General features: G+C 41.7%; 18 protein-coding genes and 1 riboswitch. Of the genes, 1 reads left to right on the top strand and 17 read right to left on the bottom strand.

Translation table 11 applies throughout. The annotated features are described in order from the left end of the window. Nucleotides 1–50 precede the first annotated feature (50 nt). From atpG to prfA, 17 genes are all read right to left on the bottom strand, one after another. The gene (atpG, locus tag QE450_RS17185) at nucleotides 51–920 is read right to left on the bottom strand and encodes an ATP synthase F1 subunit gamma (RefSeq protein WP_307300818.1); all 870 of its coding nucleotides are present in this window, start codon (nucleotides 918–920) and stop codon (nucleotides 51–53) included. A 135-nt stretch (nucleotides 921–1,055) separates the two neighbouring features. Next, the gene (gene atpA / locus QE450_RS17190; protein WP_273613780.1) at nucleotides 1,056–2,570 is read right to left on the bottom strand and encodes a F0F1 ATP synthase subunit alpha; all 1,515 of its coding nucleotides are present in this window, start codon (nucleotides 2,568–2,570) and stop codon (nucleotides 1,056–1,058) included. Between the two features lie 15 nt (nucleotides 2,571–2,585). Continuing rightward, a complete protein-coding gene (locus QE450_RS17195) occupies nucleotides 2,586–3,134 on the bottom strand; it encodes a F0F1 ATP synthase subunit delta (protein ID WP_273613781.1) in 549 nt (182 codons plus the stop codon). Further along, nucleotides 3,131–3,616: a F0F1 ATP synthase subunit B gene (gene atpF, locus QE450_RS17200; protein ID WP_069328675.1), complete on the bottom strand. Its 486-nt coding sequence runs from the start codon at nucleotides 3,614–3,616 to the stop codon at nucleotides 3,131–3,133. Before atpF ends, QE450_RS17195 begins: the two co-directional genes overlap by 4 nt. A 107-nt stretch (nucleotides 3,617–3,723) precedes the next feature. After that, a complete protein-coding gene (atpE, locus tag QE450_RS17205; protein ID WP_069328676.1) occupies nucleotides 3,724–3,948 on the bottom strand; it encodes a F0F1 ATP synthase subunit C in 225 nt (74 codons plus the stop codon). Nucleotides 3,949–4,093: 145 nt separating this feature from the next. Further along, nucleotides 4,094–4,888, bottom strand: a complete 795-nt coding sequence (gene atpB / locus QE450_RS17210; protein ID WP_204826276.1) for a F0F1 ATP synthase subunit A — start codon at nucleotides 4,886–4,888, stop codon at nucleotides 4,094–4,096. After that, complete coding sequence (locus QE450_RS17215) at nucleotides 4,881–5,294, bottom strand: ATP synthase subunit I (RefSeq protein ID WP_273613782.1); 414 nt, start codon at nucleotides 5,292–5,294, stop codon at nucleotides 4,881–4,883. The genes atpB and QE450_RS17215 overlap by 8 nt, the downstream gene beginning before the upstream one ends. Beyond that, nucleotides 5,287–5,532 carry an AtpZ/AtpI family protein gene (locus tag QE450_RS17220; protein ID WP_273613783.1) on the bottom strand — a complete coding sequence of 82 codons (246 nt, stop codon included), beginning with the start codon at nucleotides 5,530–5,532 and terminating at the stop codon, nucleotides 5,287–5,289. The genes QE450_RS17215 and QE450_RS17220 overlap by 8 nt, the downstream gene beginning before the upstream one ends. A gap of 167 nt (nucleotides 5,533–5,699) precedes the next feature. Further along, on the bottom strand, nucleotides 5,700–6,872 hold the full coding sequence (wecB, locus tag QE450_RS17225; protein ID WP_307300823.1) for a non-hydrolyzing UDP-N-acetylglucosamine 2-epimerase: 1,173 nt from the start codon (nucleotides 6,870–6,872) through the stop codon (nucleotides 5,700–5,702). Between the two features lie 20 nt (nucleotides 6,873–6,892). Next, entirely contained in the window at nucleotides 6,893–7,522 is a 630-nt protein-coding gene (gene upp / locus QE450_RS17230; RefSeq protein ID WP_307300825.1) for a uracil phosphoribosyltransferase, read from the bottom strand. Between the two features lie 477 nt (nucleotides 7,523–7,999). Next, on the bottom strand, nucleotides 8,000–9,250 hold the full coding sequence (locus QE450_RS17235; protein ID WP_274171742.1) for a serine hydroxymethyltransferase: 1,251 nt from the start codon (nucleotides 9,248–9,250) through the stop codon (nucleotides 8,000–8,002). A gap of 78 nt (nucleotides 9,251–9,328) precedes the next feature. Beyond that, on the bottom strand, nucleotides 9,329–9,904 hold the full coding sequence (locus QE450_RS17240) for a TIGR01440 family protein (RefSeq protein ID WP_273613786.1): 576 nt from the start codon (nucleotides 9,902–9,904) through the stop codon (nucleotides 9,329–9,331). Between the two features lie 183 nt (nucleotides 9,905–10,087). Beyond that, nucleotides 10,088–10,171, bottom strand: a riboswitch (ZMP/ZTP riboswitch). 68 nt (nucleotides 10,172–10,239) lie between these two features. Continuing rightward, nucleotides 10,240–10,827, bottom strand: coding sequence for a low molecular weight protein arginine phosphatase (locus QE450_RS17245; protein WP_204826270.1), 588 nt, complete (start codon nucleotides 10,825–10,827; stop codon nucleotides 10,240–10,242). A 104-nt stretch (nucleotides 10,828–10,931) separates the two neighbouring features. Continuing rightward, nucleotides 10,932–12,047, bottom strand: a complete 1,116-nt coding sequence (locus tag QE450_RS17250; RefSeq protein WP_307300829.1) for an L-threonylcarbamoyladenylate synthase — start codon at nucleotides 12,045–12,047, stop codon at nucleotides 10,932–10,934. Nucleotides 12,048–12,076: 29 nt separating this feature from the next. After that, nucleotides 12,077–13,258, bottom strand: a complete 1,182-nt coding sequence (locus QE450_RS17255) for an FtsW/RodA/SpoVE family cell cycle protein (protein ID WP_273613788.1) — start codon at nucleotides 13,256–13,258, stop codon at nucleotides 12,077–12,079. Between the two features lie 25 nt (nucleotides 13,259–13,283). Then, a complete protein-coding gene (prmC, locus tag QE450_RS17260) occupies nucleotides 13,284–14,159 on the bottom strand; it encodes a peptide chain release factor N(5)-glutamine methyltransferase (RefSeq protein WP_307302741.1) in 876 nt (291 codons plus the stop codon). A gap of 31 nt (nucleotides 14,160–14,190) precedes the next feature. Next, nucleotides 14,191–15,258: a peptide chain release factor 1 gene (gene prfA / locus QE450_RS17265; RefSeq protein WP_273613789.1), complete on the bottom strand. Its 1,068-nt coding sequence runs from the start codon at nucleotides 15,256–15,258 to the stop codon at nucleotides 14,191–14,193. 402 nt (nucleotides 15,259–15,660) lie between these two features. Between prfA and QE450_RS17270 the strand changes: the two genes are divergently transcribed. Then, on the top strand, nucleotides 15,661–16,647 hold the full coding sequence (locus tag QE450_RS17270; protein ID WP_307300832.1) for an aldo/keto reductase: 987 nt from the start codon (nucleotides 15,661–15,663) through the stop codon (nucleotides 16,645–16,647). Nucleotides 16,648–16,683 lie beyond the last annotated feature (36 nt).

Consider the following 16,683-nt stretch of genomic DNA (forward strand, 5'->3'; position numbering starts at 1 on the left):
CAAGCAATGCTATTGCACTTGCTTGTACATAATTATATTAATAAGCCGTATTAGCCTTGTGCGTTAGCTCCAGCGACGATCTCAGTGATCTCTTGTGTAATCGATGCTTGACGAGCACGGTTATAGACAAGTGTTAGATCTTTGATCATTTGAGATGCATTCTTCGTTGCGCTACCCATGGCTGTCATTCGAGCACCCTGTTCACTAGCTTTACCTTCAAGCAAAGCGTTGTAGATCAGTGTTTGTGCATATTTTGGCAAAAGAACTTCCAATACACCTTCTGCTGAAGGCTCGTATTCATAGCTTGCTTTGAGTTTATCTTCTTTTGCAACTTCTACAGATTCCATTGGCAACAAACGAGTTGAACTTGGAACTTGTGTTAATGCATTGATAAACTGGTTATAACATAAGTAAAGCTCATCGTATCTGCCTTCTTCATATCCTTTAACAGCCTCGTAGGCTAGAGATTTGATATCGGCATAGGTCGGAAAGTCGGTCAATTCTGTCACTTCTTCTGTAATAGGAAGATTGCGGCGACGGAAATAATCGCGTCCTTTTCGTCCGATGATGAACAATTCGTACTGATCTGTCGATGTATGATTTTCCTTGATCTGATTGCTAACATATTTAAGCATGTTGGCATTATAACCACCCGCAAGTCCACGGTCGGAAGTCACTACGAGATAAGCAATCCGTTTAACAGGACGCTTCTCCAACATCGGATGATATACGCCTCTTGTTCCAGAAGCAATACTCGCAACCACTTCACGCAATTTATCGGAATATGGGCGTGCTGCTTGTGCCTTCTCTTGTGCTTTACGAAGTTTGGAAGCCGCAACCATTTCCATTGCTTTGGTGATTTGTTTTGTATTTTCTACGCTTTTAATCTGACGTTTGATCTCGCGCATACCTTTAGCCATATGATTTCACCACCTTAACCCTCTGAAAACAAGTTCAAAGTTGTTTCCTGAATCATGGTTGACCACAGTCCGACAGATTGGCTATCGGAGCTGTAGCAACTTCATTGCAGAACATCTATTTTCGATCAAATGAAATTAGTTGGAGGTAGCAAAACCTTTTTTGAAGGTATTGATTGCATCTACCAATGCTTTTTCATTATCAGCAGTCAAATCTTTTGTATCACGAATCGATTGTAAAACAGCATCCTGGCTGCTTGTCATATAAGCAAGGAATTCAGACTCAAAGCGACGTACATCCGCAACCGGAATATCATCTAAATGACCTTTAACTGCTGTATACAAGCTCACTACCTGTTGTTCTACTAACAATGGTTGGTTAACGCCTTGTTTTAGAATTTCCATCATACGTGCACCACGATTTAGACGAGACATTGTTGATTTATCAAGGTCAGATCCGAACTGGGAGAACGCTTGAAGCTCACGATATTGAGCAAGATCTAGACGCAGTGTACCTGCAACTTTTTTCATTGCTTTAATCTGAGCGGAACCACCAACACGAGATACCGATATACCAACGTTAATCGCTGGACGTTGACCTGCATAGAACAGATCAGCTTCCAAGAAAATTTGTCCGTCTGTAATCGAGATTACGTTTGTAGGAATATAAGCAGATACGTCAGAAGCTTGCGTTTCAATAAATGGCAATGCTGTTAAAGAACCGCCACCTTTTGCATCACTAAGCTTAGCCGCACGCTCTAGCAAACGGGAGTGAAGATAGAACACGTCACCTGGGAATGCTTCACGACCCGGTGGACGACGAAGTAGCAAGGACAATTCACGATAAGCTGCCGCTTGTTTGGACAAATCATCATAAATAATCAAAGCATGCTCGCCTTTATACATAAAGTATTCACCCATTGCACAACCTGCATATGGAGCGATGTATAGTAGTGGTGAAGGATCAGAAGCAGCAGCTGTTACGATAATAGTGTACTCCAATGCGCCATGACGACGAAGTGTTTCTACAACTTGAGCAACAGTTGATTGTTTTTGACCAATCGCTACATAAATACATTTTACGTTTTGACCTTTTTGGTTAATGATTGCATCGATAGCAATCGCTGTTTTACCTGTTTGACGGTCACCGATAATCAACTCACGTTGACCACGACCGATAGGAACCATAGCGTCGATCGCTTTGATACCTGTTTGCATAGGCTCATGAACCGATTTACGGTCAATAACACCAGGTGCTCCGCCTTCAACAGGACGGAATTCTGTTGCAGCAATAGGGCCTTTACCATCTACAGGTTGACCCAAAGGATCGACAACGCGACCTAGAAGAGCTTCCCCTACTGGAACTTCCATAATACGTCCTGTGCGTTTTACTTGATCGCCTTCACGAATTTGTGAATACTCCCCAAGGATAACAACACCGACATTATTGGATTCCAAGTTCAAAGCCATACCCATTACGCCGTTAGAGAACTCAAGAAGTTCGCCTGACATTGCATTTTGCAAACCGTATACACGGGCAATACCATCACTTACTTGGATAACTGTTCCAACTTCAACGACTTCAATATCGTTTTTGTATTGCTCGATTTGACTTTTAATCAATGTACTGATTTCTTCAGGTCTGATACTCAAGTCAGTCCCCCCTATCTACTGTGCTTGTCTTTGAAAAGACTTTTCCAGACGATTTAACTTGCCTGAAAGACTTCCATCGTACAGCATGTCTCCGATGACGACTTTAAGTCCGCCAAGAAGAGTTTTGTCTACAATATTTTGTACACGAATCCGTTTGCCTGATAGTTGTCCGAATCTAGCCGTCACTTCTGCTTGTTCACGCTCATCTAAAGGATAAGGTGTGTATACAAAAGCATCGACTACTTTAAGCGTTCTACTGACGATTGCAGTATAACTATTCAATAACTCGCCAAATATGCCATATCGTCCACGCTCGATCAACAATGTAATGGTATGAACCAGCGGTTGTGATACTTTACCTGCAAAAGCAGTTTCAATCACGCGACGTTTGTCTTCAAAAGATACATTTGGTGTTGCTATAAAATTGCGAAGATCTGCATCATGTGCAAAAGCTTCAACGATTGCTTTTAGTTCTTGTTCCGTCTCTTCTACAGTACCATGTTCAGTTGCAGATTCGAAAAGGGCTTTGGCATAACGCGTAGATACTACTGTATCGCGGCTCATTGTCTAATCCCTACTTCTTTCAGATAGTTGTCAACCAACTGATCTTGAGCTTTGGCATCCACTTCTCTTTCCAGTACTTTAGAAGCGATCTGTACAGAGACGGCGCCGATTTCACTGCGAAGTGCAGCAACAGCTTTATTTTTCTCACTTTCGATTTCACGAGCCGCTTCTTCTTTAAGACGCGTCGTTTCCTCTTTAGCTTGAGTAATTAATTGTTCAGCTTGACGATTGCTCGTCTGACGAGATTGCTCAATAATATCTTGAGCGTCCTTACGTGCTTGTTGAAGTGCAGCTTTTTGGTCTTCGACATATTGAGCTGCTTGACTGCGTGTTAATGCAGCTTCATCCATTTGCTGTTTAACCAGCTCACGTCTTTTCTCCATAACAGAGAATAATGGACCGAATGCATAACGGCTTAATAACCAATATAAAATCAGGAAAGCAATAATTGTAACTACAAGACTGCTCCATACAAAATGCAAATCAGCTCACTCCTTCCTCAAAACATCTAAATAATTCTCAGGTACCCTGCACGCTAAAAAGAAGGCGCGGATGGCTGTGGCCTTCCCCGCCAATGTGTGTGCTTGATTTACGCTGCTGCGTAGAAAATGAACGCCAATACTACACCGATGATTGGCAATGCTTCTACCAAACCTACACCGATAAACATAACTGTTTGCAATGTTGCTTTTGCTTCTGGTTGACGAGCGATACCTTCAACCGTTTTACTTACGATAAGACCGTTACCAATACCTGCGCCCAATGCGCCCAAACCTACTGCGATAGCAGCTGCTAGAAATGCTAATGCTCCCATTTAAAAATCCTCCTTAAAGATATGTGAGATAGTAAATTTATATTGAGCCCGGTATGAAGGTTATCCTACTTCCGAACTTTGAACCCTTACACAGTGACTGATGATACCAACTATTCAAAAGTTGCCGAAAATTGCCGATAGTATTTTAGTGATCTTCTTCCGTCTCTAGTGACTGTGATATGTATACCATAGCCAGGATCGTGAAGACAAAGGCTTGGATAGAGCCAACAAAGATACTAAATCCTTGCCATACAATAAGACCTACAACAGAAGCGATAGCTCCGTACCAGACGCCTGACATTTTAAGCAATACAGCAATAAGAACTTCGCCGGCAAAAATATTACCGAATAGCCGCATACCGTGTGTCAACAGTTTGGAGAATTGTTCGATCAAATTGATAGGGAAAAAGAAAAAGAACGGTTTGAAATAGTGTTTGAAGTATGACTTCGTATTTCTGACCATCCCTAAGTAATGGACAAGAACGAATACGATTAGTGCCAGACCCATCGCTGCTCCAGCATCAGCTGTAGGTGATTTCCACCAAGCGACTTCCACACCATGACTTCCTTTTGCCAGTCCGTCCACTACAGATGTTAATGGTTGACCAAAAGCAGTAGCTTTTTCTACGCTTGTGTAATCGAACACTAAACCAAATGGAAGCCCAAGCATATTGCTAACAAAGATGAACATAATCAAAGTCAAACCGAGAGAAAGAAAAGGCTTTCCTTTTTTGTAGTCCATCGTACTCGAAATTAGTCCTTGAACGAATTCTACGACCCATTCCATAAAGTTTTGCAACTTGCCTGGATTTTCTACCGAAAGATTACGTGTTGCTAGCTTCACTAAAATAAACACTACAGCACAACTAACAATCAACGCAATAATGATAGATAAATCAAAATCGATGCCCCCGACTTTTATCATCGGTGATTCATGCATTTTTCTCACCCCTTTCATTATCGGAGTTATCACGCTCATGGCGAGAAAGGAAATAACCGATAACAATTAGCGCGAATGGTGCGAACACCAGACTGCCAGCTAGGGCATGAATTTCAAACAAATGCGGGAACTCAATAGCAAGTACTACCGCTCCGATCGAAATTGCTGCACGTTGTGCAAACCCTAAACCCTTCGGTCCTCTTCTACCTGTAGCTGCTGCTTCAGTCATCATACTTACTTTTTTAGCTAAATATTTGGTGTTGATATAACTGACTGCCGAACCAATAATCATCCCAAAAGCAATCGGACGAGATTGAGGCAGGAATGCAACTGCTAAAAAGCAAAGAGCTAGAAAAACAAAGGTAGTCCGGGTCAGCCAATAAATGTAACTTGGTATTTCATTCATTCGTTTCCCCCACTATTTTCTTAATAATAAGAACAATACCGAAAATACCTAGAATCATACCTGCAAGTACTCCGAGTCCGGTTCCTATTCCTGCGCTATGCCATACTTGATCAAGCCAAGAACCGAACCAGAATCCGGCGAGTGTACATACAGCTAAATCTATTCCAATCACACTAACAAGTCCAACCGCTTTCCAGGGGTTCGAACTCGAATTGCTTGATTTGGGTTCATCTGCCATCTTACACTCCACCCTCGGAATCCCAGTTCATTGTACTGAATCGACTAAGCCTTTGTCAAACCATCTTCCTTTAACACATTAACGCAAGACTTTCACAGAACATCGTTGATATGAAGCGTTTTATCACACTAACCCTACAGTACCACTGTATACTGTGAAATCATTTTTCACAATACGACTGTGGGACCTTTTTTGAACGTTGTGTGAAACTCTTCAGGACGATCCTCTAAAATACCATAATGATGCAAAATCGCATTGACAATCCGTGGCGATGCCTGACCATCACCATAAGGGTTGGAAGCTTCACTCATCGACGCATACAGTTCAGAGTCACTCAGCAATGCATGTGCACGCTCATAGATCTTCTCTTCATCTGTACCCACCATTTCAAGTGTACCTGCTTCTATTCCTTCTGGACGCTCTGTTGTATCACGTAGCACCAGTACAGGAACACCGAATGAAGGTGCTTCTTCTTGAAGTCCACCTGAATCCGTTAAGATCAGATGAGTATGCGGATAAAAATTATGCAAATCGACAACATCCAGAGGATCGATCAACTGAATGCGCGGATGATTGCCTAATATTTCATGAGCAGGTTCTTTCACCGCTGGACTTGGATGCACTGGATACACAATCGCAATATCTTCAAATTCGTCAGCAATACGCTTGACCGCGCGGAAAATATTACGATGTGGTTCGCCTTGAGATTCACGACGATGTGCAGTCATCAAGATTAGACGTTTACCTTGTGCCCATTCCAAAACAGGATGATGATAATCAGGCTGTACAGTATATTGAAACACATCTGTGACAGTGTTGCCTGTGATATACACGCTTGACGGCAGTTTATTTTCTTTCAATAAATTGCCTGCTGACCAACTTGTAGGTGCAAAGTGCAAGTCTGCAAGTACGCCTGTCAATTGACGATTCATTTCTTCAGGATACGGTGAAAGTTTGTTCCACGTACGCAATCCTGCTTCTACGTGACCGACATTGATCTGTTGCATAAATGAAGCATAACTTGCAAGGAAAGTCGTCAATGTATCTCCATGAACCAATACAATATCAGGCTTAACTTCTTGCAATACTGGTTCAAGACCACTAAGTACACGCATTGAAATCTCGTTCAAAGTTTGACGATCTTTCATAACATCCAGATCATAATCTGGAGTGATATTGAACACTTCAAGCACTTGATCCAACATTTGACGATGTTGCGCAGTTACGCAAACGATTGACTCAATATGTTCAGGATGCTTTTGCAATTCCAGAATCAATGGGGCCATTTTGATTGCTTCAGGACGTACACCGAAAATTGTCATTACTTTAATTTTTTTCATAAGTCTGGGATTACCTCGCTTTACTTGGTTCCGTACAAACGGTCGCCGGCATCGCCGAGTCCAGGTACGATATATCCATGCTCATCCAATTTCTGATCTAATGCAGCCACATAAATATCTACATCCGGGTGAGCGTCTTGAACAGCTTTTACTCCTTCAGGAGCAGCGATTAGATTCATCATTTTGATTTGAGTGCATCCACGCTTTTTCAGAACATCAATCGCAGCAATAGCAGAACCGCCTGTTGCTAACATCGGATCAATCACGATCAATTCACGTTCTTGTACATCGGTAGGAAGCTTCACATAATATTCAACCGGTTGGAATGTTTCTGGATCGCGGAACAATCCTACATGTCCAACTTTAGCAGCTGGCAACAATTTAAGTACGCCATCTAGCATACCCAAGCCTGCACGTAAAATAGGAATTAATCCAAGCATACGTCCAGAAATGACTTTGCCTTCTGTTTTGATTACAGGTGTTTCTACCGGAATTGATTCAAGTGGAATATCACGTGTGATTTCGTAAGCCATTAATGTTGCTACTTCGTCAACAAGCTCGCGGAAATCTTTCGTGTTGGTCTGTACATCACGAATAAATGTTAATTTGTGTTGAATTAAAGGATGATCGCATATTACTAATTTTGCCATGGTTTTTCCCTCCGGTACTTTTCAATAATAAACATTAGCTACATCCTATTTGCTGTCACATCAGGTTTTGTGGCCATTCCACAAAGCAAAAGGATTAGGGGAATACTATGTCGCCCCATAAACCTCGTCTATTATATCATTCCCTGTGGGCAATTTCATCCGATATCCTGTCGAATTATTTCTTTTTAAGAATGAGCACTTTAAGCATCCCTCAGACTGCTTCAAATACATATGATTTTTCACATAGCAAAATATATTAAACATAATGAATTTATCAATATAACGCTTACAATTACCAGATAAAAACAAATTCTACATCATTTCCACCCAGTCTTTTCTATTATAATGGTAAATTGCTTAAATGGGAGTAAATCTTTCAAATTTTTTTAAAAAATAATGAAAAACCGACAGAAATAAGAATTTCTGCCGGTAAAATACAAGTTAACGATGTTAAGTCACTGTTTATTCACTTTTAAATTAATAATTCAATTGTTGGTACAAAGGAAATTGACTTGTAAGTTCAGCTACTTGTGCACTTGCTTGGGCAAGAACAGCTTCATCTTTAGGAGATTTGAGAGTCATCGCAATAATCTGACCGATCTTCACCATAGCTGCTTCATCCATACCACGTGAAGTCGCTGCTGGTGTTCCTAGACGGATACCACTTGTAATAAATGGACTTGTTGGATCGAAAGGAATCGCATTTTTGTTCGTTGTGATGCCTACAGAATCCAGAACATGTTCTGCTTCTTTACCTGTGATATTTACGCTGCGTGTATCTACAAGCATTAAGTGATTATCTGTACCGCCAGATACGATAGTCAATCCTTCGTCTACCAATGTTTGTGCAAGCACTTTTGCATTTTTGACTACATTTTGAGCATACGTTTTGAAAGAAGGATCTAGTGCTTCGCCAAATGCTACTGCTTTGGAAGCAATCACGTGCATCAATGGACCACCTTGTGAACCCGGGAATACAGCTTTATCTATCGCTTGTGCCCACGCTTTGGTACACATAATCATACCGCCACGAGGTCCACGAAGTGTTTTGTGTGTTGTAGTCGTTACAAAATGAGCATGTGGTACAGGGCTTGGATGTTCTCCAGCTGCAACCAGACCTGCGATATGCGCCATATCCACCATAAATAGAGCACCTACATCATTTGCAATCGAAGCTAATTTTTCAAAATCAATCGTACGCGGGTATGCACTTGCTCCAGCTACGATCATACGAGGACGGTGTTTGAATGCTGCTTTGCGAACTTCATCATAATCGATCAAGAATGTATCTTCTTGTACGCCATAAGCTACAAAGTTATATAACAATCCAGAAGCATTTACAGGGCTACCATGTGTTAAGTGTCCACCATGTGCAAGGTTCATCCCTAGAACAGTATCCCCTGGTTTGAGGGCTGCTAAGTAAACCGCCATATTCGCTTGTGCACCAGAGTGAGGCTGTACGTTAACATGTTCTGCACCGAATAATTGCTTCGCACGATCACGAGCGATATCTTCAACGACATCCACATGTTCACAACCACCATAGTAGCGTTTGCCTGGATAACCTTCTGCATATTTGTTTGTTAATACAGAACCCAAAGCTTCGATAACAGCTTCACTAACGATGTTCTCAGAAGCGATCAATTCGATATTATCACGTTGGCGCTTCAGTTCAAGTCCCATTGCTTCTAGTACTGCCGGATCATTCTTTCTTAATTGCTCCATCATTGTATAATTCCTCCTAGAGATCGGTTAGATAACTGCATTTGGATTACTTATTTAAAAGGATAGATCACTTATTAGATCTTATCGATCCGCATGAACCATCGGTGTGTAGACTGCTCGTTCGCCACCAATTAAAGGAGGACGTGTACGAGCGGCATTCACTCTAGCTTCGCCTACAAACCGAATCGAAGGTCGATAAGGAACAGCTATTCGTTTTAAATGCATACCGATAAGGGTCTCCCCAAAATCAATACCTGCATGAGCTTCAATCTGTTCTGCCAAACATGGATGAACAAAGGTCTGATACGCATACGTTGCCATCGATCCACCAGCTTTGGGGATCGGTACTGCCGCTACTTCGTTATAATTGTAATGATCTAATGTATCTTGTTCCATAACCAGTGCTCGATTCAAATGCTCGCAACATTGAAAAGCCAGACGGAATCCATATTCTGCTTGAACTTCGCGAATGCCTTCTACCAGCGCTTCCGCTACATCCAATGTACCTGCCGTTCCGATATGCTTGCCTGCGATTTCACTTGTACTTCCACCGATGACCAGTAACTTGTTACTACCTAGTCCAGCTTCTTCTGCCAGTTCGCGTACGATCGCTGCTGCATCCAGACGAATCTGTTGTAATTTTTCCTGATTACTCATCGTTCAATCCTCCTTGTGCTTTCTTAGCTTATTCACTATCTGCAAAAGGTACGTGTACAATGCACTCGTTTTTTATTATAGCGTAAGCATAGGGCTGACTGCGACAATAAGATTGAAGTGGAAGATAGAAAGTGGTAAGAACAAAAAAAGAGCACAACGTGCGCGAAAAATATCGCACGTCTGCTCTTTTGCCCAGGCGACCGGCCGTATGTTCCGATGCTCCATCGTGGTTCATCTCCACTCTCGTCGCCAGTTACATCGGATCTCTCTTATGAGTTACATCATAAGACATGTTTTTCGTAAAATCAATATCTATTCTAAAATTAACGTCTATCTTATTGTGTCCGGTACGCTTGAATTTTGTCGAGTAACTTTTCTAGAGCATTACGAATATCGGCTGCTGCCACTTCATAATCATCACGACTACCACCAAAAGGATCAACAATATCGAAGCTTGGAATCCGCTGTTGAATCTCAATCAACCGCTGACGATCTGCTGGATTGACTTCTTCGCCTAATGAACGATTCATTTCGATCGTTGCATACAAGCTATCCAGTTCTTTGAGATCGCGTAGCACTTTGTGATCATTTTCAGCATATTCCTTCAACGTGTACACTTTGCCTGCCGACTCTGGAAAATTGCGAATCACATGTTGCTTGTGACTCCCTGTTAATGTGAGTATAAGATCTGCCCAATGAATTGTTGCACCAGTCAAAGAGGAAGATAATAATTGTTCATGTATATTATGATCTTTGAGAACCGCGTCGGCATGACGGGATACAGACATTCCATCTACAGCAGCTACACCGGCTGAACGAACCTCCACATCGACACCGCGCTCACTCGCAAGCTTACGCATAAAACCTTCCGCCATAGGGCTTCGACAGGTGTTACCGGTACAAACGAACAATATGTGATGCATTCTCTGTACCTCCCGTATCATTATAATGTGAGACTTGGATTACCGGAAAGATAATCATTCCGTATCAATCATTATACCAAATTTGACGCATGTATTCACTATTTTCATACATAAATAATCTGACCGCCTGCAGCTTTGGATAAACGGTTCATTACCGCTACTCCTACCCCCTGCTGATCACAACCTTGCGCCATAATAAATGTAACACCTTCGCTATCTAATATACGCAAAGCCGCATACAATCGGTTCGCTGCTTCGGCAAGCGAATGCCGACTTCCCAGCGATAATACTACTGTATCCGCACTATTAATATTCGTTTCATCAAATACAAGTATTCCTGTTTTCTCGCCACGTGCTTGAGCTTGTACAATCTGTTGCTGTATATATTGATTGACTACTTCATCGTGCTCTCCCATCACAATCGTCATTGACCCTTGAGGAGCATAATGTGTATATTTCATCCCTGGTGAACGCGGGGTTAGTTCAAGAGAAGAATCTTGTAGCGCAGGATCGCGTATCACTTGCTTGGCAAATGAGGATAATTGTTCTTCTGTTATACCACCCGGACGAAGAATCATAATTGTATGATCGTCTTGTACCTGAATAACAGTCGATTCTACGCCAATCCCTGCACTGCCGCCATCGACCACTCCATCAATCACAGCAGACAAATCTTCGATCACATGAGCCGCTGTAGTTGGACTAGGACGACCTGACCGATTCGCACTCGGAGCCGCCAGAGGACATCCAGAAGCGCTAATCAATCCTAGTGCTATAGGATGATCTGGCATACGGATCGCAACTGTATTTAATCCTGCTGTTACTAATGGAGAAACTGTATCAGGGCGTACAGGCATTACTAATGTTAACGGTCCAGGCCAGAAATGATCCATCAATGTCTGTTCCAACGGTCGAATCTCAGACACCAACGATCCCAATTGATCCATATGCGAAATATGCACAATTAACGGATTATCTGACGGTCTTCCTTTGGCAGTAAAAACAGATGCTACCGCATGTGTATTGCGGGCATCTGCTCCAAGTCCATATACTGTTTCTGTGGGAAAAGCGACAATACCGCCATTTGCCAAAATCTGTCCGGCTTCGCTTAATTGTTGTTCTATATGCTCTGAATGACGCACATCCCAACATGTACACAGAGAATTAGCTTGAACAGCTTGAGGCTTGTCACTGCTATTCTCTGTCTGGTTGTTCATCATGTCATGCCTCCTTGCTCATTACATTTACATTATTTATTCAATGCATAACGCTGAGTGACATTAACCGAAACTTCATCGTTATCTTCTTGATTGTGAATTCGTATACTCATGACCAAGCCCATACATGCCATATTCATCACCAATGATGTACCACCAAAACTGATAAATGGCAATGTAATACCGGTCAATGGCATAATTCCGATAAACATACCGATATTTTCAAAAATCTGATACAGCAACATCGCTACTATTCCGATAATAATATACGGTCCTGCTCGTTCCCGGCATTCTAACGATACGAGAATTAAGCGATGAATTAAGGTGAAATACAGCAAGAGTAAAATAGCTGCTCCTATAAATCCAAACTCTTCTGCAACCACTACAAAAATAGAATCAGAATACGTTAATGGAACACGATCGGATTGAACCGATGTTCCTTTCATATATCCTTCTCCACTAAGTCCACCGGATGCAATAGCAAGCTTCGCATTACGTGTATGGTAGATCGCTTTTTCTGTCGCTTGATCAGGCATTAACCAGGGATCAAGACGTTCCATCCAGTGATCACGCTTGATATCAGCTAGATAGGTTTTGATATTATCGTGATATGCCACATAACTACGAATTCCAACAATCACCATAACTATTGCTAAAGAAGTAAATAAAATAGCTTGAGTGTATTTAATATTACCGATCCAAAGTAGTGCCATCATAATAATCAGATAACTGAGCGCATTACCCAGATCATTTTGAGCCATTACTAAAGCAAACGGAATAAATGTAATAGCCACTAGCGGTGTAACATCACGCCAGAATAACAATTTCAATTGTTCTTTACGAGCGAGTAATGTCGCTAGAAATAAAATCAATACCATTTTGAACAACTCGGCTGGTTGCAAACTAAGACCGCCTATACTAAGCCAACCTTGCGCATTATTGAGCGTCTGTCCTATAACCATAACGAGCAATAGTAATGCTAACCCTGCGCCATAAATATAAAGAGAATATTTGAGCCAGAACCGGTAATTAACCATCGACATTACAAAAAAGACTACAAATCCTGCAATATAGTAAAAAATCATCCGCTCTGTCGAATTGGCAAACTTGGGCGTACTATGAGTAGCACTGTAAATTACAGCAATACTGACTCCCATCATAACTAGCAGAATGGTAAATAAATTCCAATCTATTCTTTTAAGCTTGGCGATCATGTCTGCCCCCTTTTCCGGTTCAACCTTAACTTTCTTTTATACCTATGACATGCCGTTCAATACCTGCAAGGTCAGCAATAATCTCAATATGTTCATAACCTGCTACTCTAACCATATCTGCTACATCCTGTGCTTGTCCAATTCCTAGCTCAAAACCAATCACTTTGGGCAAAGCAGGTAACAAAGCTAATTGCGTCATCATCATGCGATAAGGCCCTAATCCGTCCGGCCCTCCTGCAAGTGCAGTCATTGGCTCATAATCTTTCACTTCCGGTTGCAATGCCAAAATATCGGCATCTGGAATATACGGCGGATTAGATACCAAAATATCAATATGCTGACCGGCAAAAGGCTCTAACAAATTACCTTCATGCCATGAGATCGGTGTCTGTTGTTGAATACTATTTTGCTTAGCGACTGCCAGTGCCTCAGGTGAAATATCACTTGCCCACACTTGCCATGTCGGACACATACGCGCAATCGTTAATGCTATCGCTCCACTGCCAGTGCCGATATCTGCACATACAACAGGCGATTGATCTTCACGTTCTACCATCAATCGTTGACCGATCTTTACAATAGCTTCGACCAATAATTCAGTCTCAGGACGAGGGATCAATACAGCAGGAGTCACGATAAAGCGTTCCCCATAAAATTCTTGCTCACCGATAATATATTGTGCCGGTTCTCCTGACACTTTACGCATAATGACTTCTTGCCATAGCGATTGCTTATCATACGGAAAAGGTTCAAACATCGCCATATAAAAAGCAGAACCTTCTAATCCAAGCACCCATTCTAGCAAAAGACGACTGTTCGATTCAGGTTCCATTACGTGATGAGCGCTTAAAAAAGAAGAAGCCTCAACATAGGCTTCCCGTATACTTTGTTCTGGCTTCATCGTAAATTGTTCTGTCTGTTGTGCCAATAGATTATGCCTCTTTTTCCATCAAATCTGCTTGTTCTGCTAACGTCAATGCAGATACGATATCTTCAATCTCACCATTCATAATTTGATCCAGACGGTGCATCGTTAGACCAATACGGTGATCGGTTACACGACTTTGCGGGAAATTGTACGTACGGATACGTTCACTACGATCACCTGTACCTACTTTACTTTTACGCTCGCCTGCATATTTTGCTTCTTCTTCTTGACGCATCATATCCGAGATACGCGCACGAAGCACTTGCAATGCTTTATCTTTGTTGGAGTTCTGAGACTTACCATCCTGACAAGTCGCCATAATTCCTGTAGGCATATGCGTTACACGTACAGCCGATTTAGTCGTATTTACAGATTGTCCGCCTGCTCCACTTGAACAGAACGTATCTACACGAATATCACGATCATGAATTTCAATTTCTAATTCTTCTGCTTCTGGCATAACAGCTACAGTAGAAGTCGATGTATGGATACGTCCACCGGATTCAGTTGTAGGAATACGTTGTACACGATGTGCACCACTTTCGAATTTCAGCTTGCTGTATGCACCGCGTCCATTGATCAAGAACGTAACTTCTTTGAATCCACCTAGATCACTCGTACTCGCATCCATCATTTCAACACGCCAGCCTTGAGTATCTGCATAACGAGTGTACATACGGTAAAGGTCGGCTGCAAATAAAGCCGCTTCATCTCCACCTGCTGCTCCGCGGATCTCAACAATTACGTTTTTATCATCGTTAGGATCTTTAGGTAATAGTAAAATATGAATTTGAGCTTCTAACTCATCTTTGCGAGCTGAGAGTTCATCAATCTCCATTTTCACCATTTCACGCATCTCATCATCCAACTTCTCGCCTTGCATGACTTTAGCCGCATCTAATTCTTCGGTAACTTTACGGTATTCGATATATGCTTCATAGGTTGGTTGTAGATCAGATTGCTCTTTGGATAAGTCTCTCAAACGCTTGGAATCACTTGCTACGTCAGGGTCACACAATAACTCGCTCAATTTATCATAGCGGTCCGCTAATGCTTGTAAACGATCTAACACGGAAATCCACCTCTTCTTTTATTCAATCTGCTAAGTTCGCAGTTTCACTTTACATAGGTCATCATCAAAACAAACATCGTCATTCATTCTCATCGCACACATAATATTGGGAAATATTAGTGGTTACGACTCTTAATTATAGCACAAGAAGTAACCATTTCATATCCTTAATTACGGCGCCATTGTACTTTTTTTTAGCGATCATCTGCTGATTTGAATACTTCAGATCAATAAGACTATAATAAAGAAAGTTATATGTCACAACATACACATTTTATATGTGGTTAACAGATTATCGTTGTAGGCGTTCTATCATAAACATGGGTAAATACTAAAGGGCGTTCTTTTATCGATTATGATAAACAAAGATCGTTACTCTATTGATCACAAGGAGCTGTATTCATGGATCAACGAAAATTAGGTTCACAGGGATTGCAAGTCTCGACACTGGGTCTAGGTTGTATGGGTATGTCCGAATTTTACGGTGAGATCGATGAAAAAGAAGCACTACACACCTTGCAAGTCGCACTGGATAATGGAGTTACCTTTTTTGATACAGCAGATATGTACGGTGTAGGGGCAAATGAGAAATTGATTGGTCCTTTTATGCAACAAAATCGAGATCAAGTTATTCTAGCAACCAAATTCGGAAATGTCCGCAATGAAGATGGTTCGTATGTCGGAATTAGTGGTCGTCCTGAATATGTAAAAGAAGCTTGTGATCACAGTCTCAAACGTCTTGGTCTTGATACAATCGATCTTTATTATCAGCATCGTGTCGATCCAGATGTACCGATCGAAGAAACCGTTGGCGCAATGAGTGATCTTGTACAAGCCGGTAAAGTTCGCTATCTTGGTCTATCTGAAGCCGGAGCGGATACAATTCGTCGTGCGCATCAGACGCATCCGATCTCTGCGTTGCAAACCGAATATTCCCTCTGGAGTCGTGATGTAGAAGATGAGATTTTGCCCACTTGTCGTGAACTAGGGATTGGATTTGTTCCTTATAGTCCTTTGGGACGTGGCTTTTTGACAGGACAGATTACATCATTTGAAGATTTGGCTGAAGATGATTACCGTCGTTATTCTCCACGTTTTCAAGGCGAGAACTTCCAGAAGAATCTAGATCTAGTCAAACGAATCCAAGAGATTGCCAAAACAAAAGATTGTTCACCTTCTCAACTGGCACTCGCATGGTTACTCGCTCAAGGTGAAGATATCGCTCCAATTCCAGGTACAAAAAGAACAAAATATTTGTTAGAAAATATCGGTGCAACACAAGTGAAATTAACAGATGATGAATTGAAAAATATTGATGAAGCGGCTCCTAAAGGTTCTGCTGTCGGTGAACGTTATGCACCTGAAAGTATGAAAATGTTGAACCGTTAAGATTTTAGGATAACGTCTGTACTTATCAATATATGA

It is taken from the genome of Paenibacillus sp. SORGH_AS_0306 (assembly GCF_030819345.1).
Taxonomy (GTDB): Bacteria; Bacillota; Bacilli; order Paenibacillales; family Paenibacillaceae; genus Saccharibacillus; species Saccharibacillus kyungheensis.